At 64.7% G+C, this 20025-nt stretch carries 18 protein-coding genes and 1 tRNA gene; 16 read left to right on the forward strand and 3 right to left on the reverse strand.

Annotated elements, in window-relative coordinates:
* On the forward strand, positions 1–1696 hold a 1696-nt coding region (locus tag DFO50_RS19390), incomplete at its 5' end, for an autotransporter domain-containing protein (RefSeq protein ID WP_199489810.1).
* A 121-nt stretch (positions 1697–1817) separates the two neighbouring features.
* Here the strand turns inward: DFO50_RS19390 and DFO50_RS11165 are convergent.
* A tRNA-Arg gene (locus DFO50_RS11165) sits at positions 1818–1894 on the reverse strand.
* 199 nt (positions 1895–2093) lie between these two features.
* On the opposite strand from DFO50_RS11165, the gene DFO50_RS11170 reads away from it, so the two are divergent.
* The gene (locus DFO50_RS11170; RefSeq protein ID WP_028500242.1) at positions 2094–2837 is read left to right on the forward strand and encodes a cytochrome c5 family protein; all 744 of its coding nucleotides are present in this window, start codon (positions 2094–2096) and stop codon (positions 2835–2837) included.
* Positions 2838–2962: 125 nt separating this feature from the next.
* Here the strand turns inward: DFO50_RS11170 and tyrS are convergent, their stop codons facing one another.
* Complete coding sequence (gene tyrS / locus DFO50_RS11175) at positions 2963–4237, reverse strand: tyrosine--tRNA ligase (protein ID WP_112692509.1); 1275 nt, start codon at positions 4235–4237, stop codon at positions 2963–2965.
* A 240-nt stretch (positions 4238–4477) separates the two neighbouring features.
* On the opposite strand from tyrS, the gene DFO50_RS11180 reads away from it, so the two are divergent.
* The 14 genes from DFO50_RS11180 (at position 4478) to DFO50_RS11245 (ending at position 19476) form a co-directional block, all read left to right on the forward strand.
* A complete protein-coding gene (locus tag DFO50_RS11180) occupies positions 4478–5524 on the forward strand; it encodes a YeiH family protein (RefSeq protein ID WP_112692510.1) in 1047 nt (348 codons plus the stop codon).
* 124 nt (positions 5525–5648) lie between these two features.
* Positions 5649–6638, forward strand: coding sequence for an NAD(P)-dependent oxidoreductase (locus tag DFO50_RS11185; RefSeq protein WP_158537440.1), 990 nt, complete (start codon positions 5649–5651; stop codon positions 6636–6638).
* A 77-nt stretch (positions 6639–6715) separates the two neighbouring features.
* Complete coding sequence (locus DFO50_RS11190; protein WP_028500239.1) at positions 6716–7117, forward strand: PTS sugar transporter subunit IIA; 402 nt, start codon at positions 6716–6718, stop codon at positions 7115–7117.
* Positions 7110–7379 (forward strand): HPr family phosphocarrier protein, encoded by a 270-nt coding sequence (locus DFO50_RS11195; protein ID WP_028500238.1) that lies wholly within the window; start codon positions 7110–7112, stop codon positions 7377–7379. The genes DFO50_RS11190 and DFO50_RS11195 overlap by 8 nt, the downstream gene beginning before the upstream one ends.
* A 126-nt stretch (positions 7380–7505) precedes the next feature.
* A complete protein-coding gene (ptsP, locus tag DFO50_RS11200) occupies positions 7506–9242 on the forward strand; it encodes a phosphoenolpyruvate--protein phosphotransferase (protein ID WP_028500237.1) in 1737 nt (578 codons plus the stop codon).
* Positions 9243–9349: 107 nt separating this feature from the next.
* Positions 9350–11110 carry a lipid A export permease/ATP-binding protein MsbA gene (gene msbA, locus DFO50_RS11205; RefSeq protein WP_028500236.1) on the forward strand — a complete coding sequence of 587 codons (1761 nt, stop codon included), beginning with the start codon at positions 9350–9352 and terminating at the stop codon, positions 11108–11110.
* 55 nt (positions 11111–11165) lie between these two features.
* Positions 11166–12203 (forward strand): NAD-dependent epimerase, encoded by a 1038-nt coding sequence (locus DFO50_RS11210; protein ID WP_112692512.1) that lies wholly within the window; start codon positions 11166–11168, stop codon positions 12201–12203.
* A 5-nt stretch (positions 12204–12208) separates the two neighbouring features.
* Positions 12209–12964 carry a glycosyltransferase family 2 protein gene (locus tag DFO50_RS11215; RefSeq protein ID WP_028500235.1) on the forward strand — a complete coding sequence of 252 codons (756 nt, stop codon included), beginning with the start codon at positions 12209–12211 and terminating at the stop codon, positions 12962–12964.
* A 26-nt stretch (positions 12965–12990) separates the two neighbouring features.
* On the forward strand, positions 12991–13776 hold the full coding sequence (locus tag DFO50_RS11220; protein WP_028500234.1) for a glycosyltransferase family 2 protein: 786 nt from the start codon (positions 12991–12993) through the stop codon (positions 13774–13776).
* Complete coding sequence (locus DFO50_RS11225) at positions 13751–14809, forward strand: glycosyltransferase (RefSeq protein WP_112692513.1); 1059 nt, start codon at positions 13751–13753, stop codon at positions 14807–14809. The genes DFO50_RS11220 and DFO50_RS11225 overlap by 26 nt, the downstream gene beginning before the upstream one ends.
* A complete protein-coding gene (locus tag DFO50_RS11230) occupies positions 14806–16101 on the forward strand; it encodes an O-antigen ligase (protein WP_112692514.1) in 1296 nt (431 codons plus the stop codon). The genes DFO50_RS11225 and DFO50_RS11230 overlap by 4 nt, the downstream gene beginning before the upstream one ends.
* Positions 16094–16936, forward strand: a complete 843-nt coding sequence (locus tag DFO50_RS11235) for a polysaccharide deacetylase family protein (RefSeq protein WP_107889222.1) — start codon at positions 16094–16096, stop codon at positions 16934–16936. The genes DFO50_RS11230 and DFO50_RS11235 overlap by 8 nt, the downstream gene beginning before the upstream one ends.
* Before the next feature lie 4 nt (positions 16937–16940).
* A complete protein-coding gene (locus DFO50_RS11240; protein WP_107889220.1) occupies positions 16941–18059 on the forward strand; it encodes a glycosyltransferase in 1119 nt (372 codons plus the stop codon).
* 82 nt (positions 18060–18141) lie between these two features.
* A complete protein-coding gene (locus DFO50_RS11245; protein WP_028500231.1) occupies positions 18142–19476 on the forward strand; it encodes a UDP-glucose/GDP-mannose dehydrogenase family protein in 1335 nt (444 codons plus the stop codon).
* Positions 19477–19563: 87 nt separating this feature from the next.
* Here DFO50_RS11245 and DFO50_RS11250 read toward each other — a convergent pair whose 3' ends face one another.
* On the reverse strand, positions 19564–19950 hold the full coding sequence (locus DFO50_RS11250) for a FimV family protein (protein ID WP_051529028.1): 387 nt from the start codon (positions 19948–19950) through the stop codon (positions 19564–19566).
* Positions 19951–20025: the final 75 nt, after the last annotated feature.

Genomic DNA, 20025 nt, shown 5'->3' on the forward strand with positions numbered 1-20025 from the left:
TGTCGCCGTTGCCTCCGCCGCCAGCCATGGCACCGCCACGGCCAGCGGCACCAGCATCACCTACACCCCGACCGCCGGTTATTCCGGGGCGGACAGCTTCACCTACACCGCAACCAATGCCAGCGGTACCTCCAGCCCGGCCACTGTCAGCATTACCGTGACGGCACAACCGGCATCGGTGGTGTCGTCGGCCCGTACTCTGCGCGTCGGAGAGGCCGTGACTGTCGACCTGACTGACGGCGCGACTGGTGGCCCATTCACCAGCGCCCGGGTGATTTCACTGACCCCGGCATCCGCCGGCCAGGCGATCATTGTCACGGAGCAGCCAGCCAGCGCCCCGGTGCAGCGCATGATGCTGAGCGCCGCCGCACCCGCGCCACGCTACACGCTGCGCTTCATCCCGGCAGCCGCGTTTTCGGGCAGTGCCATCGCCACATTTGCTCTCAGCAATGGGACAAGCACGGCCAGCGGAACAGTCACTTTCACCGTTCAGGCTCGTCCAGACCCATCAAAGAATGCAGAAGTGATCGGCCTGGTCAATGCACAGAACCGCTCCGCCGAGCGTTTTGCCAGCACCCAGATGGCGAACTTCAACCGTCGCCTCGAGCAACTGCACCAGAACACCTGCCACGGCAACGCCTTCGGCATCAAGCTAGGCGCCGGCGGCGCGACCATTCCGGTCGCCGATCTGGCCACGGCGGCGGCCAACGCCCTGTCGGGCAAGACACCGAACGGCGACGTCGCAAACGGCAGCAAGCGCCCCACCAAGGTGGCCACAACCACGGCCCCGGCCGGAGACAGCCGCCCGGCCGTCGCCGCGCCTGCCGCCCCGTCCGCGGCGGCAGGTGACTGCAGCAGCGAACCGCTGGCATTCTGGACCGATGGCTTCGTCAACTTCGGCTCGAACGACACCCGCCATGGCCGGGGTACCGACTTCACCACTGTCGGCCTCAGCGGCGGTCTCGACTACCGGGTGTCGTCCGCACTCACCCTCGGGGTCGGTCTGGGCTACGGCAACGACCGCAGCCTGATCGGCAGTGACGATACCCGCAGCGATGCCGATGCCATCAGCGCCGCCGTCTACGCCAGCTTCCACCCGATGCCGCAGGTGTTTATCGACGGGGTGCTCGGCTACAGCTGGATCAGCTTCGATTCGCGCCGCTATGTCACCGCCGATCCGTCCAGCGGTTATGCACGCGGATCGCGCGATGCCAGCCAGGTGTTCGGTTCGCTGACCGGCAGCTACGAGCATCGCCAGGGCAATCTGCTGCTGGCACCGTACGGCCGGCTGAATGCCGCCATCACCCGCTTCGATGCGTTCAGCGAAAGCGGTGGCGGCATGTATGCACTGCACTACGGCGACCAGACCCAGCGTTATGTCACTTCGTTCCTTGGCCTGCGTTCGAGCTACGACCTGCCGACCAGCTGGGGCATGGTCACGCCGACTCTGCGCATTGAATGGGGACACAACTTCAGCAACAGCGGTGGCGTCGACCTCAGCTATGCCGACCTGGTCGGCGGGCCGGTCTACCGCCTGAATACCGATCCGCTGTCGAGCAACTTCGTCAATGTCGATCTGGGTGCCGACATCAGTCTGAGCAAGCTGTGGCTGCTGGGCATCGGCTACAAGACCTCGCTCGGGGCTTCCGGTGAGCAGAACCAGTTGTTCCGCATCGGTCTGACCAGCCGGTTCTGATCCGGAAACAGGAACGGGCACCAATGGCCGGCATGGCCCTGGTGCCCGTTTCTCTCCGGGCGGCCCTGACCGGACCGGAATGCAAAAAGCCGACATCTGACGATGTCGGCTTTTCTGTATCTGGCGCATCCGGCCCGGCTCGAACGGGCGACCCCTGCCTTCGGAGGGCAGTACTCTATCCAACTGAGCTACGGATGCAGGTCGTCGACACAACCCGTTATGGGTAAAATCTGCCGGCCCCGGATGCGACATCCGTAACGCGGCTGACGTTGTGTCAGAGGGCGCATGATAGACAATCCTGACCGGGCCGTCCAGTTGCAGCTTTGCGTAGCCTTGCCCTTCTCGTATAATCGCCAAAGATTTTTATGTCATTTTTCGTTTGCAGAGGCGGAACAAAATGAGCAGTGAGAACAGCACTATGGCCCCCGGCTCGGTTATCCGCGTTCTGGTCGCCGTCGTTGCCCTTGTCGTGGTGGCCATCTGGCTGCTCGCCAAGCTGGCAACCAGCGGCCAGATCGTCAATGCCGAAGTCATGTCCAACGAGGCCGTTGCCGCCCGATTGAAGCCGGTTGGCGAATCGGTCGCCAGCGACGCAGCACCGGGTATGCGGACCGGCGAACAGGTCTACAAGGCCGTCTGTATCTCCTGTCACGGCACCGGCCTGGCCGGCTCGCCGAAGTTTGGCGATGCGGGCGCCTGGGCGGCACGTATCGCCCAGGGTTACGACACCCTGGTGACCCACGCCCTCAATGGCCTGAACGCCATGCCGGCCAAGGGTGGCGCCACCGACCTCAGCGATGACGAGATCAAGCGCGCCGTGGCCTTCATGGGCAATGCCGCTGGTGGCAAGTTCACCGAACCGCCGGTTGGCGGGGGGGAAGCCGGCGCCGCACTGGATCCGCAAGTGGCCGGCAAGAAGGTCTACGACAGCGTCTGCGTGGCCTGCCATGCTTCCGGCGCCGCCGGCGCACCGAAGTTCGGTGACAAGGCAGCCTGGGCACCGCGTCTGAAGGCCGGCATGGACGAAGTGGTGCAGATCGCCACCAAGGGCCTGAACGCGATGCCGCCGAAGGGTGGCTTCACCGGCAGCGACGACGAGTTCCGCGCCGCCGTCCAGTACATGGCCGACGCCGCAAAATAAGCGGCGAGGCATGACAGAAAACCCCCGAACGGATTCGGGGGTTTTTTCTCGCCTGCCGGGCAGCAAAAACCCCCGGACATGCCGGGGGCTGCGGGTGCATGCGGAGACTGACGCCCCGCGGGTGCTCAGTCCTGCCACACCACCAGGCTGTACAGCTTCTTGCCGCGCCGGATCAGCGTGTAGCGACCGAACAGCCGGTCGGCATCCTCGAAGTGGCGGTCGATCGACGTCGCCTTCACGCCATTGATCGCCACCGCCTGGCTTTCAATAAAGGTACGCGCCTCGCTCTTCGACTTGGCCAGGCCCGCCGACACCAGCACATCGATCAGCGACGTACCGCGCGCCACATCGATCCGCGGCATGCCGTCCTGCGCCAGCTGGCCCAGGTCGTCCTCGGTCAGCCCGGCAATGTCTTCGCTGAACAGGCTGCGCGAGATCCGCTGCGCCGCGACCACCGCCGCTTCGCCGTGCACCAGCGCGGTCACCTGCTCGGCCAGCACCCGCTGCGCGGTCGGCGCCTTGCCGCTCTGCTGATCGAACGCTTCCAGTGCCGCGATGTCTTCCAGCGACATGAAGGTGAAGAAGCGCAGGAAACGGTAGACGTCGGCATCGGCCACCCCCAGCCAGAACTGGTAGAACTGGTACGACGAGGTCTTGGACGGATCGAGCCAGACCGCACCGCCTTCGGTCTTGCCGAACTTGGTGCCGTCGGATTTGGTGATCAGCGGCACGGTCAGGCCCCAGACCGTCTGCTGGTTCAGGCGTCGGGTCAGGTCGATGCCGGCGGTGATGTTGCCCCACTGGTCGGAGCCACCGATCTGCAACTGGCAGCCGTGCAGGCGGTTCAGTTCGGAGAAGTCATACCCCTGCAGCAGGCTGTAGCTGAATTCGGTGAACGAGATGCCGACATCGTCACGGTTCAGGCGCTGCTGCACCGATTCCTTGCGGATCATGGCGTTGACCGAGAAATGCTTGCCGATGTCGCGCAGGAATTCCAGCACATTCATCGACCCGAACCAGTCGTAGTTGTTGGCCATGATCGCGGCATTGTCGCCGTCGAAGGCCAGGAACGGGGTCAGCTGGCCACGAATCTTTTCCACCCAGCTGGCCACCACGTCCGGCGTGTTCAGCTTGCGTTCCGCCGCCTTGAAGCTCGGGTCGCCGATCATGCCGGTGGCGCCGCCGACCAGCGCGATCGGCTGGTGCCCGGCAAGCTGGAAGCGCTTCAGCATCAGCACCGGCACCAGATGGCCGAGGTGCAGGCTGTCCGCCGTCGGGTCGAAGCCGCAATACAGCGTGACCGGACCTTCAGCCAGCCGCGCCTCGAGTGCTTCGGCGTCAGTGGTCTGCGCGATCAAACCGCGCGCTGCGAGTTCCTGAATAAGTCCGCGTGTCTGCATTGGGAAAGTCCTTAGTGGGCACACCGCTGCCGGCCATGGGCGGCCAGCGGCAACAAAACCGGTGATTTTACGCTGATTTCCGCCACAGCAGGCAGCGCGGGCGGCCGGCATGACGCAGACCCGGCGGCCCCAAAGCATTATCGGGAATTTGAATAGACTCGATTGGTATTACGCGTTTCTCTGATGCAGCACGTTTCCGTACCCTGCAGGCTGTGCTGATACCCGAATAGTGCCGTCCCCATGCTGTCTGCCCTGCTATCCTCCCTGCGCCGCCGCTTCCCCGGCCTGCTGCTGACCGCCGTCATCGCCGCTCTGGCGATCCGCCTGGCCGGCGTCCCCGTCTTTGCCGACAACGGCCTGTCCGCGCTGACCTTCGCCATCCTGATCGGTCTGCTGGCCGGCAATACCTTCTATCCGCGTCTCGGCGGCCCGGCCGGTCCCGGGGTGCTGTTCGCCAAGGGCGAGCTGCTGCGCGCAGGGGTCGCACTGTACGGTTTCAAGCTGACCTTCCAGCAGGTCGCCGCGGTCGGCATGGCCGGGGTCATGACCGACCTGAGCATGCTGCTCAGCACCTTTCTGCTTGCCTGCTGGTTCGGCCGGCGCTTTCTCGGGCTGGAGCGGGACACGGCGCTGCTGATCGGCGCCGGCAGTTCGATCTGCGGCGCCGCTGCGGTGCTGGCCACGGCACCGGTCCTGCAGCCGCGCGAGCGCGATGTCGCCGTGGCCGTCGCCACTGTGGTGGTGTTCGGCACGCTGGGCATGGTCGTCTACCCGCTGCTGTGGCGTGCCATGGCCCAGCTGGCGCTGCCGGGGCTGACCCAGAACCAGTTCGGCATCTATATTGGCGCCACCGTGCACGAGGTGGCCCAGGTCGTGGCCGCCGCCCGCGCCGTCGGCGAGCAGGCGGCCGACAGTGCCATGGTCAGCAAGATGATCCGGGTGATGATGCTGGCGCCGTTCCTGCTCGGCCTGTCGCTGTGGCTGGCCCCGCGCAGCGCCGCGCCGGACACGCCACGCCGCATCACCGTGCCGGTCTTCGCTTTCGTCTTCGTCGGCTGCGTGCTGCTGAACTCGCTGGATCTGCTGCCGCCATCCGTGGTCGCCGCCCTGATCCGCATCGACGACGTGATGCTGGCCTGCGCCATGGCCGCACTCGGCCTGACCACCCACGCCAGCGCCGTCCGCCAGGCCGGCAGCAGACCGCTGGCACTGGCTGCCGTGCTGTTTGTCTGGCTGGTTGCCGGCGGCGGTGCCATCAGCTGGGGCTGGCAGGCGCTGCTGGCCTGACGCGCATCCGTCATCGCCGGATTTTCTGATATATGACAAGACAGTTTATGTTTGCCGGTACGGCCCCGGATCACTGCGGGCCGGGATGCTATGATTCCGGGACTCTGCGAACCGGATGCGCCCGATGCAATACCTCCCGGTCTTTTTCGACTTGCGCGACCGTCCTGTCACCGTCATCGGTGGCGGCGCCGTCGCCATGCGAAAGATCCGTCTGCTGCTCGCCTGCCAGGCCCGCATCCGCGTGCTGGCGCCCCGGCTCTGCGCCGATCTGGCACAACGGCATCACGATGGCCTCATCGACTTCCGGCCCGGCGAGTTCTCCCCGGCCCTGCTCGATGACGGCGACACGCCGGCACTGGTCATCGCCGCCACCGACGACGAGGACGTGAACACCGCCGTGGCCGCCGCCTGCCGCGCTCGCCGGCTGCCGATCAATGTCGTCGACTCCCCGAGCCTGTGCGATTTCATTTTTCCCGCCATCATCGACCGCTCGCCGCTGGTGATGGCGGTGTCGTCCGGTGGCGCCGCGCCGGTACTGGCACGGCTGGTCCGCAGCCGCATCGAAGCCGCCGTGCCGGCCGCCTTCGGCCAGCTGGCCGAACTGGCGGAAACCCTGCGCCCGCAGGTCAAGGCCGCCTTGCCGGATGTCGACTCACGCCGGCATTTCTGGGAGAGCACGCTGGAAAGCGCTGACGCCGAACTGGCCCTGCAGGGCGATATCGACCAGGCCCGGCAGGCTTTCCTTGCCCGGCTGGCCGCCCCCGGCACCCCGGAAAAGGGAGAAGCGCTGCTGATCGCCGCCGGCAGCGGTGACCCCGACGACATGACTTTCAGGGCGCTGCGCCTGCTGCAGCGCGCGGAACTGGTTTTTCACGATGCCGATGTCCCGGCCGCCATCGTCGATCTGGCCCGGCGCGACGCCGACCGGGTCGCGCTGGCGGCGGCCGACGAGGGCGCGCAGGTCCTGGCCGCCGTGCGCGCCGGACGGCGCGTGGCATGGCTGCGCGCCGGCGACGGCACGCGTCACGACGACATGGCGGACCGGCTGGCCCGTGAAGGCTTGCGCACCCTGCGTGCTGCGGGCGTGGCGGGACACGCGCGAGCCGGATTATGATGACACGCTCACATCCTGTTTGACCGGCACGCATCCTGTGCCAGGCCGGCCGGAGCCGGTGTTATCGAGGGCACTCTATGGTAGGCATCCTGATCATTACTCATGGCGATCTCGGCCGCAGTCTCGCCGACTGTGCCAGGCATGTCCTGCAGCGCGACATCGACAACCTCGAGTACATGCAGGTAGACAAGAATGACGATCCCGAGCAGATGCTCGCAACGGCACGCTGCATGATCGAGCGCCTCGATCGGGGTGAAGGCGTGCTGGTGCTGACGGACATATTCGGCGGTACGCCGTCGAATATTGCCAGCCGGCTGATCGTCGCAGAACAAGTGGAGGCCATTGCCGGCATCAATCTGCCGATGCTGGTCCGGGCCCTGTGCTACAGCAGCCAGTCGCTCGAGACCGTCATCAGCAAGGCGGTGACCGGCGGGCTGGAAGGCGTCATGTATATCGTTGCGGGGGACGGGCGTGGTTGAAAAAGACATCCAGATCATTAACAAACTCGGCCTGCATGCGCGGGCATCGAGCAAATTCACCCAGCTGGCGGGGAAGTTCAAAAGCGAAATCTGGATATCCCGGAGCAACAGGCGCGTCAACGCCAAAAGCATCATGGGCGTCATGATGCTGGCGGCGGCCAAAGGCAGCACCGTTCACGTCGAGGCCAGCGGTCCGGACGAGAGCGATGCGCTTTCCGCGCTGGAAGTACTGATCAACAACCGTTTCGACGAATCGGAATGATCCGAGCCGGGCGGCTGACAAATCCTGTGCGACGCGGCTGTGTAGCGTGATTTGTCACCCTCCCGGGCGGAATTCTCCATCCGGACCACTAGGGAGAGCCTGACTGGCTCTAGGAAGACTTCGGGAATGAGCATCGTCCTGCACGGCATCGGCATTGGCGGCGGCATCGCCATCGGCCGCGCCCACCTGATCTCGCACAGCAGCATCGACGTCGTCCATTATCAGCTCGAGCCGGGCGAGGTACCCGGCGAGCTGGCTCGCTTCGACGAGGCAATCCGTACCACCCGCAAGGAACTGGAGATGCTGTGGGGCAGCATCCCGGAAAACGCGCCGGCAGAACTCGGCGCTTTCCTGAGTCTGCACATCATGCTGCTGAATGATGCGGCCCTGTCACGCGAGCCGCGCGTGGTCATCGAGCGCGAGCAGTGCAATGCCGAATGGGCGCTGAAACAGCAGGCCGATGCGCTGATCGAGCAGTTCAACGAGATCGAGGAATCCTACCTGCGCGAGCGCAAGCAGGACGTGATGCAGGTCGTCGAACGCATCTACAAGAACCTGGCCGGCGCCAATGGCGAACTGCCGGAGGCCGATGACCTGATCGACGATGCGATCCTGATCGCACACGATCTGTCGCCGGCCGACATGGTCTATTTCAAGGATTCCAACTACGCCGCCTTCGTGACCGAAGTCGGCGGCGCCACCAGCCATACCGCCATTCTCGCCCGCAGCCTGGATCTGCCGTCGATCATCGCCACCCATACTGCCCGCCAGTTGATCAACGAGGATGAGCTGGTCATTGTCGACGGCATCCAGGGCGTGATCATCGTGTCGCCGGACGACATGGTGCTGACCGAATACCGCCGTCGCCTGCGCTCGTGGCGGGTGGCGAAAAGCAAGCTGGCCAGCATCAAGAAGTCCAATGCGCAGACACAGGACGGCACGCCGATCGAACTGGTCGCCAATATCGAATTGCCGCAGGACGTCGATGACGTACTGAACTCCGGCGCGGTCGGCGTCGGCCTGTTCCGCAGCGAATTCCTGTTCCTCGGCCGCGACAACCTGCCGACCGAGGACGAACAGTTCGATGCCTATCGCGAAGTCGCCACGCGTCTGAACGGCCAGCCGCTGACCATCCGCACACTCGATCTCGGCGCCGACAAGAACCCGAAATGGTCGCAGTACACTACCGCCGACAACCCGGCGCTGGGCCTGTGCGGCATCCGCCTGTGCCTGGCCGAACCGGCACTGTTCCGCACCCAGCTGCGTGCGATCCTGCGCGCATCGGTGCATGGCCGGGTACGCATCCTGTTCCCGATGGTCAATTCGGTCGCCGAGCTGCGCCAGGCCGTGACCCAGCTGGCGCTGGCGCGCGAGGAACTCGACGCGACCGGCCAGGCCTACGATCCGGACATGCAGGTCGGCGCGATGATCGAGGTGCCGTCCGCGGCACTGACGGTCAACATGCTGGCCAAGTACGTGAACTTCTTCTCGATCGGCACCAACGACCTGATCCAGTACACGCTGGCCATCGACCGCAACGACGATGCGGTCAGCCATCTGTACGATCCGACCCATCCGGCGGTGCTGTACCTGATCTGGCATACGATCAAGACCGCAAACAAGGCCGGCGTGCCGGTATCGATCTGTGGCGAGATGGCCGGCGATGCCCGCCTGACCCGCCTGCTGCTCGGCATGGGCCTGCGCAAGTTCTCGATGCCGCCGGCCAATCTGCTCAGCGTCAAGCGCGTGGTGCTGGATACCCATCTCGACCATATCTCGCCGGTGGTCAGCAAGATTCTGCGCACCAACGACCCCGACCGCGTGCACGATCTGCTGACCCAGCTGAACACGCTGCCGGCATGAGCGGCAGCGCGGCGTGGCGACGGGAAGCGTCCCGTTCGCCACGCCGGCCCTCGGCGGCCAGCGCGTGATGCAGTAGAATACCCGGTTTTACCCGGAAGCCGATCGCCATGACCGACCCCTCCACCGACGGTTCGTGGGCGCTGTACAAGCGCCTGCTCGGATACCTGAGGCAAGACTGGCGGGTGTTCATCGTCACCATCGTGGCCATGATCATCGCGTCGGCAACCGAGCCGCTGTTTGCCAGCCTGATGAAGCCGCTGATCGACGGCGGCTTCGTCGAGCGCGATCCGCAGACACTGATCTGGACGCCGCTGGCCATTGTCGGCCTGTTTGCCCTGCGCGGGCTGGCGTCCTTCACCAACGATTACACCTCGACCTGGCTGTCCGGCCGCCTGGTCATGCGGCTGCGCGAGCTGATGTTCGTCAAACTCATGCAACTGCCGGTCAGCTATTTCGACGGCAACAGCTCGGGCCGGGTCATCTCGCGCGTGACCAATGACGTGACCATGGTGACCGACGCCGGCTTCAGCGTCATTACCGTGGTGGTCCGCGACGGCATCACCCTGATCGGCCTGCTCGCCCTGCTGCTGTGGACTGACTGGCAACTGACGCTGATCTGCCTGATCATGGTCCCGGTGGTCGGCGTCGGCATTCGCGTGGTCGGCAAGCGGCTGCGCAAGCTGTCACGCAAGAACCAGCAGCACATGGGGGAAATGACCCAGGTGCTCGGCGAGACCGTCGACGGGCAACGCGTGATCAAGGTCTATGGCGGCCATGAGCATGAAACCCGGCGCTTCATGGTTTCGGCCAACGGCATTCGCCAGAACTCGGTCAAGCAGATCGCCGCCAGCTCGATGAATACCGCCGCCACCCAGCTGATCGTGTCGGTGGCGCTGGCCATCATCATCTACTTTGCCGGCGTGCGTGCCAGCCACGGCGGGTTCAGCGCCGGCGACTTCATGTCGTTCCTGACCGCGATGATCATGCTGTTCACGCCGCTGAAGCGGATTACCGGCGTCAGCCAGACGCTGCAGCGCGGTCTGGCAGCGGCCGAGAGCGTATTCACGCTGCTCGACGTGCCCGGCGAGCGCGACAGCGGCACGCGCACGCTGGAGCGCGCGCACGGCAAGCTGGAATTCGACCGCGTCACCTTCCGCTATCCAGAAGGGGAACGCGATGCGGTCAACGGCTTCTCGCTCGACGTCAGCCCCGGCGAAACCATTGCCCTGGTCGGCAGCTCCGGCAGCGGCAAGACCACCATCGCCAACCTGGTGCCCCGCTTCTATTCGCCGACCAGCGGCGAGATCCGCCTCGACGGCATTCCACTCGATGCGCTGACGCTGCACAGCCTGCGCAGCCAGATCGCCATGGTCAACCAGGACGTGGTGCTGTTCAACGATACGGTTGCCGCCAATATCGCCTATGGCGACAGCCAGGCCAGCCGTGAACGGATCATCGCCGCCGCCCGCGCCGCCAATGCGCATGAATTCATCGAAGCGATGCCCGACGGCTACGACACCCGGATCGGAGAAAACGGACTGAAGCTGTCCGGCGGCCAGCGCCAGCGCCTGGCGATCGCCCGCGCCATCCTCAAGGACGCGCCGATCCTGATCCTGGACGAAGCCACCAGCGCACTCGACACCCAGTCCGAGCGACTGGTGCAGGGCGCGCTGGAGCAACTGATGCTGAACCGCACCACGCTGGTCATCGCCCACCGGCTGTCGACGATCGAGAAAGCCGACCGCATCATCGTCATGCGCGACGGCCTGATCGTGGAAACCGGCACCCACGCCGAACTGCTGGCGCATGACGGCGTGTACGCCGGCCTGTACCGGATGCAGTTCAGCGCCGCCGCCAATCCGAATTGAAGCTCGCCCGCCATCCGGCGCCACACAGGGCGCCCCGACCCCATAGGACGAATAAATGAAAATCCTGGTCACCGGAGCCGCCGGTTTTATCGGCATGTTTGTCTGCAAGCGCCTGCTTGGCGAAGGCCATGCCGTCACCGGGATGGACAATCTGAACGACTACTACGATCCCGGCCTGAAGCAGGCCCGGCTCGATCAGCTCAGCCAGTTCGAGCGCTTCCAGTTCATCTATCAGGACCTGGTCAACCCGGGCCTGATCGAATATATCGCCCAGGGCGAATTCGACGTCGTCGTCCATCTGGCTGCCCAGGCCGGTGTCCGTTATTCGATCACGGCACCGCTCGCCTACGCCGATGCAAATCTGGCCGGCTTCACCCATATCCTGGAAGGCTGTCGCCACGGCAAGGTCAAGCACTTGCTGTTCGCCAGCAGCTCCAGCGTCTATGGCGGCAATACCCGCCTGCCGTTCTCCGAAACCGACCCGGTCGATCTGCCGGTCAGCTTCTACGCGGCGACCAAGCGCGCCAACGAACTGATGGCGCACAGCTACGCCCATCTGTACGGCCTGCCGGTCACCGGCCTGCGCTTCTTCACCGTCTACGGACCGTGGGGACGACCGGACATGGCCTATTTCAAGTTTGCGGAAAAGATGGTCAACGGCACGCCGATCGACGTCTACAACCACGGCCGGATGCAGCGCGACTTTACCTATATCGACGATATCGTCGAGGCCATCGCCCGCCTGCTGCCACAGGCACCGGCGGCCAACCCGGCCTATGACCGCGACCACCCGCTCGCCGGCGCAAGCTGGGCGCCATACCAGCTGTTCAATATCGGCGGCAGCCACCCGGTCGCACTGCTGACCTTTATCGAAACCCTGGAAGCGCAACTGGGCCTGGTCGCCGACAAGAACCTGCTGCCGATGCAGGACGGTGACGTGGTCGCCACTTGCGCCGACAACAGCAAGCTGCGTCAGGCGATCGGCGAATGGCCGGTCACGCCGCTGGAAACCGGGCTGGCACGCTTCGTCGACTGGTTCCGCACCTTCTACGGCCACCGCCGAACCCCATTGACGCAAGACAATACCGATTGACCACCATGAAAAAACTGAGTGTTTGCGTACTGACGTTCAACTCGGAACGGCTGCTGGAGGCCTGTATCGAGCCGCTGACCCGGATTGCCGACGAACTGATCGTCGTCGACTCCGGCAGCAGCGACGGCACGCTGGCCATTCTGGAAAAATTCGGTCTGACCCCGCTGTACCGCCCGTATTCGACCCATGGCTCGCAGATGAACTTTGCCATCGACCATGCCAGCCATGACTGGGTGCTGTGCATGGACAGCGATGAAGTCATCGACGAGGCCACCGTCAACGCCATCCTGAAGCTGAAGCAGGAACTCGACGACCCGACCCTGGCCTACCGGATCACCCGGCACTGGTTCGTGCTCGGGCAGGAAGTGCATGCGATCTACCCGGTGTCGTCGCCGGACTATCCGGTCCGCCTGTTCAACCGCAGCATCGCCCGTTTCAATGATGCGCCGGTCGATGACCGGCCGGCCGGCTTCGCCGACACCCGCATCATTGCCGGTTTTGTCCGCCACGACACCTTCTATACCATTCATGAAATCTTCAAGAAGCTGAACGACTACACCACGCGGCTGGTGAAATTCAAGAAGGTCTCGCCGAGTCTGGCCCGGGCATTCGCCAGCAGCATTGCGTCGTTCTGGAAGTGGTACGTGGTCAAGCAGGCCTGGAAGGACGGTCGGGTCGGGCTGGTCACCGCCACTTATGCATCGTGGTATGCCTACCTGAAGTACATGAAGGCCTGGTTCCAGGCCAGGCACAAGCCGTGACCGGACCGGCAAGGACCCCCGCTCCCATGACGCCCTTTCTTTCCGTCATCCTGATCACCAAAAACGAGGCTGCGCACATCGATGCCTGCCTTGACGCGGTGGCGTTCGCCGACGAAATCATCGTCGTCGACGCCGGCAGCAGCGACGATACCGTGGCCCGGGCCGAGGCACACGGCGCCACGGTGACCGTGACCGGCGACTGGCCGGGCTTCGGCCCGCAGAAAAACCGTGCGCTCGACCTGGCCCGTGGTCAGTGGGTGCTCAGCATCGATGCCGATGAGCGGGTCACCCCGGCACTGGCAGCGGAAATCCGCGCCCTCCTCGCCGCCCCGGCCCACGACGCCTACCGGATTCCGCGCCTGTCCAGCTATTGCGGCCGCTTTATCCGCCATTCCGGCTGGTGGCCGGACCCGGTACTGCGCCTGTTCCGCAACGGCCGGGCCCGCTTCAGTGATGTGCCGCTCCATGAGAGTGTGCAGTTTGATGGCAGCCCCGGCATGCTGAGCCAGCCGTTGCTGCACTACACCTACCCGGATCTGGACAGCGCCATCACCAAGATGAACCGCTACTCGTCCGATGCCGCCGCCGCGATGTTCGCACGCGGCAAGCGCGCCAGCCTGCCCGGCGCCTTCGGTCACGGCCTGTGGACCTTTATCCGCATCTACCTGCTCCGGCGCGGCTTCCTCGACGGCCGCGAAGGACTGCTGCTGGCGGTCGGCGCCGGCATCGGCAGTTTCTACCGCTACGCCAAACTTTCCCTGCTCACCCGCCCGAGACAGCTTCCCGATGAAAATTCTCGAACTCGACTTTGAGCGCGGCTGGCGCGGTGGCGAACGGCAGACCCTGCTCAGCAGCCTGGCGTTTCGCGATGCCGGCCACGAGGTCGACCTGCTGTGCCGCGACGGCGAAACCCTTGCCACCCGCGCCGGCAGCGAAGGCCTGACCGTGCATGGCTGCCGGCGTCCGCTCGATATCGTGCGTTTCCTGATCCGGCATGGCCACAACTACGACATCCTGCACGCGCAGACCGGCCACGCACTGACCTGGCTGGCCGCGACACGCTGGGCGCACCGCCGCCCGATCGTCATGTCACGCCGGGTCGCCTTTGCGCTGCATGGCACGTTCACCGCCTGGAAATACCGCCAGGCGGATGCCGTCGTCGCCATCAGCCAGGCCTGCGCCGACAGCGTGCGCCGTCTTGGCATTGACGATGTCCACATCATTCCGTCGGCCGTGCTGCCGATCGTGCCGGACCCGGAACGGGTGCGCGACTGCGCGGCAGCCTGGCGGCTCGATGGCCGGAAAGTGGTGGCGACCACCGCCGCCCTGGCCGAGGACAAGGATCCGTTCACCCTGATCGACGCCGCCGCCGAACTGCTGGGCCGGCGCGACGATGTCGTGTTCCTGCATCTCGGTCACGGTGCGCTGCTGGACGCGGCGCGGGCACGCGTTGCCGGGCTCGGGTTGCAGGATCGCTATCTGCTGCCCGGCCACCAGCCGCAAGTTGAAGCGCTGTTCCCGCTGTTCGACGTCTTTGTCATGAGCTCGCGTGAAGAAGGCCTTGGCAGCAGCGTGCTCGACGCCTTCCAGGCACGGGTGCCGGTCGCTTCGACCGACGCCGGCGGCCTGAAAGAACTGCTCGCCGAAGGCCGGGGACTGCTGAGTCCGGTTGGCGACAGCCATGCACTGGCGACCCATATCGACACGCTGCTAGCCGCCGGTCCGGCCACGGCAGCCATGGTCGATGCCGCCTGCCGTTATGTACGCGCCAACCATGAGGTCGGCATCATGGCCGGGCGCTATCTCACCCTCTTCCAGACACTGGCCACTTCCCTGCATTCATGAAACGCCCTGTCAACCTGAGCCTGCCGGTACTTGTCCCACTCCTGGCCTTGCCGGCACTGTCGCTGGCATTCAAGCCAGTCAGCCAGATCTGCTTCTACCTGCTGGTTCTGCTTGCGCTGGCCGCCCTGGCCTGCCACAGGCGTCTGGGCCTGTCGTCGCCTGCCGCCTTTGCGCGGGAATACTGGCCCCTGTGCGTCGCCCTGTTGCTGCCCGTGGCGTCATTGGCAGCAACCTTTACCTATCACGGCATTTTCGATGGCCGGGAACTGGAAAAGAAGCTCGGCCTTGCCCTGGCACTGCCCATATTCTGGCTGCTGCTGCAACTGGCGCCGGAGCGGTTGCGTCACCTGCAGTGGGGTTATCTGGCTGGCGCCGGCATTGGTGCAGGGATGGCCATCACTCTGGTGCCCATTCTCGGCCTCGGCCGCAACGTCTTCAGTCACACCGGCATCCAGGTCAATGCTGTCAGCTATGCAAACCTGCTGATGCTGCTGGGCCTCGCGTCGCTGGTTTCACTGGGCTGGACGCTGAGCCGCCATGAAAAGCTGGAAATGGCAGCCAAGCTCGCCGTCGGTACGCTGGCACTGTATGCCACCCTGGTCACCGAGACCCGCAGCAGCTGGCTGGCGGTTCCGGCCTTTGCCATCCTGCTGCCCGTCAGCATGGGCAAGCGCCTGCTCCTGCGCTGGCTGGTGCCCGGCCTGCTGCTGGCTACTCTGCTGCTAGGACTGTTTGTCTGGACTGAACCCACACTGAACGCTCGCCTTATGGAAGGCGTGCACGACCTGGCCACGTTCAAGCAACAGCCTGACACATCCCTCGGCATCCGTCTGCAGTTATGGAATGCCGCCTGGCACATGTTCCTGCAGGAGCCATGGCTCGGCATCGGCAATCCGGTTGCCTTCCACCGTTTCCTGGATGCCTATGCGCTCAGCGGGCAGGTGACCCCCTTCGTCGCCGACAACTTTGGCGAACCGCACAATGACTACCTGGCCGCCCTGTCGATGTACGGTCTGCCCGGCCTGCTGGCACTACTGCTGGCCTATACCGTACCGGCGGCCTACTTTATCCGGCGCCTGCGCCAGCATCCACCGGCGGCCATCCGGGTGCCTGCCTGTCTGGGCCTGCTGTGGTGCCTGAGCTACATGGTATTCAGCCTGCCGGAGCACATGTTCCGCGATACGCGTATCTTTCCGCTATACAGCGTCATGGTCGTCGCCTTCCTCGCCCTGTCGAAGCCGGCGCCTGCCACCGCTGCCACCGAAACGGTAAAGCCCTCTGCCCATGCCTGATTCGTCCCTTGCCAGCAACGGCACGCTCCCGGTGCTGATGTACCACCACGTAAACCCGGTGCCGGGTGCCCTGACCATCACCCCGGCGCACTTCGCGGCGCAGATGCACTGGCTGGCCGAACACGGCTACAGCACACTCGGCAGTGCCGGTGTCGAGGCTTTTCTGGCCGGCAAACCGGTACCGAAGAAGTCGGTGGTGCTGACTTTCGACGATGGCCTGCTGGACAACTATGTCCATGCCCATCCGGTCCTGCAGCGCTACGGCCTGCATGCCGTCATGTTCCTGGTTACCGGCTGGAATCACGATGGCCCGGCACGGCTGCATGCAGGGGAGCCCAGCCCGGCCGTCGTCCCCAGCCGCGAGGACAGCAAGGCACTGATCGAGGCCGGCAATACCGACGATATCGCCGTACGCTGGAGCGAGATCGAACGCATGCGTGCCGCCGGCACGTTCGAGTTCCACAGCCATACTCACTCCCACACCCGCTGGGACCGCGTCTGCGCCAGCAGGGAAGAGAAAACCGCGCGGTTGCAAGAGGATCTGGCCCTGTCACAGGCCACACTGCATGCACGACTTGGCGAAGCGTCCCGGCATCTGTGCTGGCCGCAGGGTTATTTCGATGACGACTACCTGCAGGTGGCCCGCCAGGCCGGCTTCCGCTACCTGTACACCACCCGGGATACCGACCGGAACCGCCCGGGATCGGACCCGGGCCATCTGTACCGCATCGGCGACAAGGGCAAGGCCGCGAACTGGATCGCAAGAAAGCTGTGGCTGGTGCGCCATCCGCTTTTCGGCGCCGCCCATTACTGGCTCAAACAACGCAAGCGCTGACCTGATGAAAATCCTCTATACCAATTTCCACCACGGTTCCGGCGGCGGCCATTTCACCTATATCAACGGGCTGGCCAAAGCCATGGCAGCCCGGCACGAGGTCAGCATCGCTTCGCCGGCAGGCAGCCAGCTTCATGCCATGGCCGAGGCCGATCCGGCGCTGCACGCCTTCGCCATCGACTTCAGCAACAATTTCAAACGGCTGTGGCCGGCACGCCGTGCGCTGGCAAAGATCCTGCGTGATGAGCGGTTCGATATCGTCCATGTCAATGGCTCGCCCGACCACCGACTGGTGATGCTGGCCATGGCCGGCATGGGCCGCCAGCGGCCGCGCGTTGTCTATACCAAGCACAACAATCTGCCGATTTCCGGTCTCGGCGCATCGATCCGCGCACACTTTGCCACGGACCGGACCATTTGCACCTGCCTGGAAGCACGGCGCATTCTGGAAGCATCACCCTATGCCAGGACCGGGCTGGTTGACGTGCTGCTTGGTGTCGATACCGGCTTTTTTACACCGGCGGATGCCCGCCAGGCGGCGGAGGCACGTACCGCACTGCTGCCCGGGCTGGCACCGGACACGCTGGTGCTCGGCAGCAATGCCGGTACCTCGGAATACAAGGGCTGGCTGGACCTGCTGCAGGCGATATCGCTGTTGCCGTTCGAACAGCGCAACCGCCTGCATGTGGTCCTTGCCGGCCGCCCGCCGCGTGATGATCTGCTGCAACGCGTCGATGCGCTCGGACTGCGCCCACAGCTGACGCTGACCGGCCTGCTGGCCGATGTCCGGCCGGTGCTGCGCGCCATGGATGTCGGTTTTGTGCTGTCGCACAAGGAAATGGCCTCGTACGCCGGCCGTGAAATGATGGCCATGGGCAAACCGGTCATCGTGTCCGACGTCGGCGGCCTGCCCGAGTTGCTCGAACCGGGTGTGCAGGGCTGGCGGGTGCCGGCGCATGCACCTGAGCGGATTGCTGCCGTGCTGAAGGAGATCCTGGCCGATCCGGCATCGATCGCCGTGCGCGGGGCGGCAGCACGTGAACGCTGCGTCACGAACTATTCGATGGAGACCGTGGTGGCCCGCATGGAAAGCGTCTATGCGGCGCTGCTTGAAGAACGCTAATTCGCGCAGTGATAAACTGCCGGTTTTGCCATTCCCCACCGCAAAAACTGCGGATGAATCATCACGTCGGAGCAAACGAATCGTGAAAGTGACTGTTGTAGGCACCGGCTATGTCGGTCTGGTTTCCGGCACCTGCCTGGCGGAAGTGGGCAACGACGTACTGTGCCTGGATGTGGATGCGGCCAAGATCCGCACGCTGGAACAGGGCGGCGTCCCGATCTTCGAACCCGGTCTGGAAGAGATGATCCGCCGCAACGTGGCGGCCGGCCGGCTGCGCTTCACCACCGATGTCGAGCAGGCTGTCCGTTTCGGCACGGTGCAGTTCCTCGCCGTCGGCACGCCGCCGGATGAAGACGGTTCCGCCGACCTCCAGTATGTCGTCGCCGCCGCGCGCGCCATCGGCCGCCATATGGACGACTACAAGGTCGTGATCGACAAGTCCACGGTGCCGGTCGGCACCGCAGACAAGGTCCGCGCCGCCATTTGCGAAGAGCTGGCCACGCGCGGTGTCGACCTGCCGTTCGGCATGGTATCCAACCCCGAATTCCTGAAGGAAGGCGCCGCCATCGACGACTTCATGCGGCCGGACCGCATCGTCATCGGCGTCGAGGACGAACGCGCGCTGGCGCTGATGCGCACGCTGTATGCACCGTTCCAGCGCAACCATGACCGCCTGCAGGTCATGGACATCAAGAGCGCCGAGCTGACCAAGTACGCGGCCAATGCCATGCTGGCCACCCGCATTTCGTTCATGAATGAGCTGGCCAACCTGGCCGAAGTGCTCGGGGCGGATATCGAGATGGTGCGCAAGGGCATTGGCGCGGACCCGCGCATCGGCTACCACTTCCTGTACCCGGGCTGCGGCTATGGCGGCTCGTGCTTCCCGAAGGACGTGCAGGCATTGCTGAAGACAGCCAAGGATGCCGCCGGCATCGACCTGCGCGTGCTGAGCGCCGTCGAGGAAGCCAACGAGAACCAGAAGTCGGTACTGCCGCGCAAGATCAAGGCCCGTTTCGGCGACGACCTGTCCGGCCGCACCTTCGCGCTGTGGGGGCTGGCATTCAAGCCGGATACCGACGACATGCGCGAAGCGCCGTCGCGGACCCTGATCGCCGCGCTGCTGGATGCCGGTGCCCGCATCGTGGCCCACGACCCGGTGGCCATCGACGAGGCCCGCCGGCTGTATGGCGACGAGCCGCGCCTGCGCTTTACCGATACGCCGATGACGGCGCTGGAACAGGCCGACGCACTGGTCATCGTGACCGAATGGAAGGCCTACCGCAGCCCGGACTTCGCCGCGATTCGCAACAGCCTGCGCACACCGGTCATTTTCGACGGCCGCAACCTGTTCTCGCCTGAAGCGGTCAGGGAAGCCGGCATCGACTACTACCCGATCGGCCGCCCGCAGGCCGCCTGAGCCCTGCCCAGCCACGCCCGCCGTCACGGCGGGCTTGAAAAAAACCCGCCATGCTGTGTGGCGGGTTTTTGCTTGTACGACTGGCTATCAGCAGTGATAGAGCGGATTGTCCGGTTCCATTTCCCGCCCGGTGCGCTGGATCTGCTGCCAGATCGGTTCACCCTGCAGCGGTTCGGACACTTCGCGTGCGAGTTCGCTGTACTCGCGGATGTAGTTGCCATCGGCGAACGCCCGCAGCAGCACGACCTTGACCGACATATTGCCCGGTTCGTCGTCCAGTGCAGCCTTCAGTACGCGGATGGCATGACGAACCTTGCCCTGGAACAGGAAAACCTCTGCCTCCCCGACCGGATCGATGCCTCGTGCGCTGGCTTTGACGAAGCGGTTCTGTCGCCACCATTGCCCCAGCAGATAACTGACGCTGACCAGCAGCATGGCGTTAATCAGGGTTTGCAGTTCAATCTCGTAGTCCATGGCAAGCGCTCTCCTCACATGCATGCAGGCAGATCATCGTCGACCGTGCACTGTTAGACAATTAGTGAAAATACG

The sequence above is a fragment of the Microvirgula sp. AG722 genome, from assembly GCF_003269145.1.
Classification (GTDB): domain Bacteria; phylum Pseudomonadota; class Gammaproteobacteria; order Burkholderiales; family Aquaspirillaceae; genus Microvirgula; species Microvirgula aerodenitrificans.

What these genes read in the sequence shown, in the direction of transcription:
- DFO50_RS11210 (WP_112692512.1), top strand. Translation starts at nt 11,166, where the DNA reads ATGAAAATCCTGGTCACCGGAGCCGCCGGTTTTATCGGCATGTTTGTC.
- DFO50_RS11185 (WP_158537440.1), top strand. Translation starts at nt 5,649, where the DNA reads ATGCAATACCTCCCGGTCTTTTTCGACTTGCGCGACCGTCCTGTCACC.
- DFO50_RS11240 (WP_107889220.1), top strand. Translation starts at nt 16,941, where the DNA reads ATGAAAATCCTCTATACCAATTTCCACCACGGTTCCGGCGGCGGCCAT.
- DFO50_RS11180 (WP_112692510.1), top strand. Translation starts at nt 4,478, where the DNA reads ATGCTGTCTGCCCTGCTATCCTCCCTGCGCCGCCGCTTCCCCGGCCTG.
- DFO50_RS11170 (WP_028500242.1), top strand. Translation starts at nt 2,094, where the DNA reads ATGAGCAGTGAGAACAGCACTATGGCCCCCGGCTCGGTTATCCGCGTT.
- DFO50_RS11190 (WP_028500239.1), top strand. Translation starts at nt 6,716, where the DNA reads ATGGTAGGCATCCTGATCATTACTCATGGCGATCTCGGCCGCAGTCTC.
- DFO50_RS11215 (WP_028500235.1), top strand. Translation starts at nt 12,209, where the DNA reads ATGAAAAAACTGAGTGTTTGCGTACTGACGTTCAACTCGGAACGGCTG.
- tyrS (WP_112692509.1), bottom strand. Translation starts at nt 4,237, where the DNA reads ATGCAGACACGCGGACTTATTCAGGAACTCGCAGCGCGCGGTTTGATC.
- ptsP (WP_028500237.1), top strand. Translation starts at nt 7,506, where the DNA reads ATGAGCATCGTCCTGCACGGCATCGGCATTGGCGGCGGCATCGCCATC.
- DFO50_RS11250 (WP_051529028.1), bottom strand. Translation starts at nt 19,950, where the DNA reads ATGGACTACGAGATTGAACTGCAAACCCTGATTAACGCCATGCTGCTG.
- msbA (WP_028500236.1), top strand. Translation starts at nt 9,350, where the DNA reads ATGACCGACCCCTCCACCGACGGTTCGTGGGCGCTGTACAAGCGCCTG.
- DFO50_RS11220 (WP_028500234.1), top strand. Translation starts at nt 12,991, where the DNA reads ATGACGCCCTTTCTTTCCGTCATCCTGATCACCAAAAACGAGGCTGCG.
- DFO50_RS11230 (WP_112692514.1), top strand. Translation starts at nt 14,806, where the DNA reads ATGAAACGCCCTGTCAACCTGAGCCTGCCGGTACTTGTCCCACTCCTG.
- DFO50_RS11235 (WP_107889222.1), top strand. Translation starts at nt 16,094, where the DNA reads ATGCCTGATTCGTCCCTTGCCAGCAACGGCACGCTCCCGGTGCTGATG.
- DFO50_RS11225 (WP_112692513.1), top strand. Translation starts at nt 13,751, where the DNA reads ATGAAAATTCTCGAACTCGACTTTGAGCGCGGCTGGCGCGGTGGCGAA.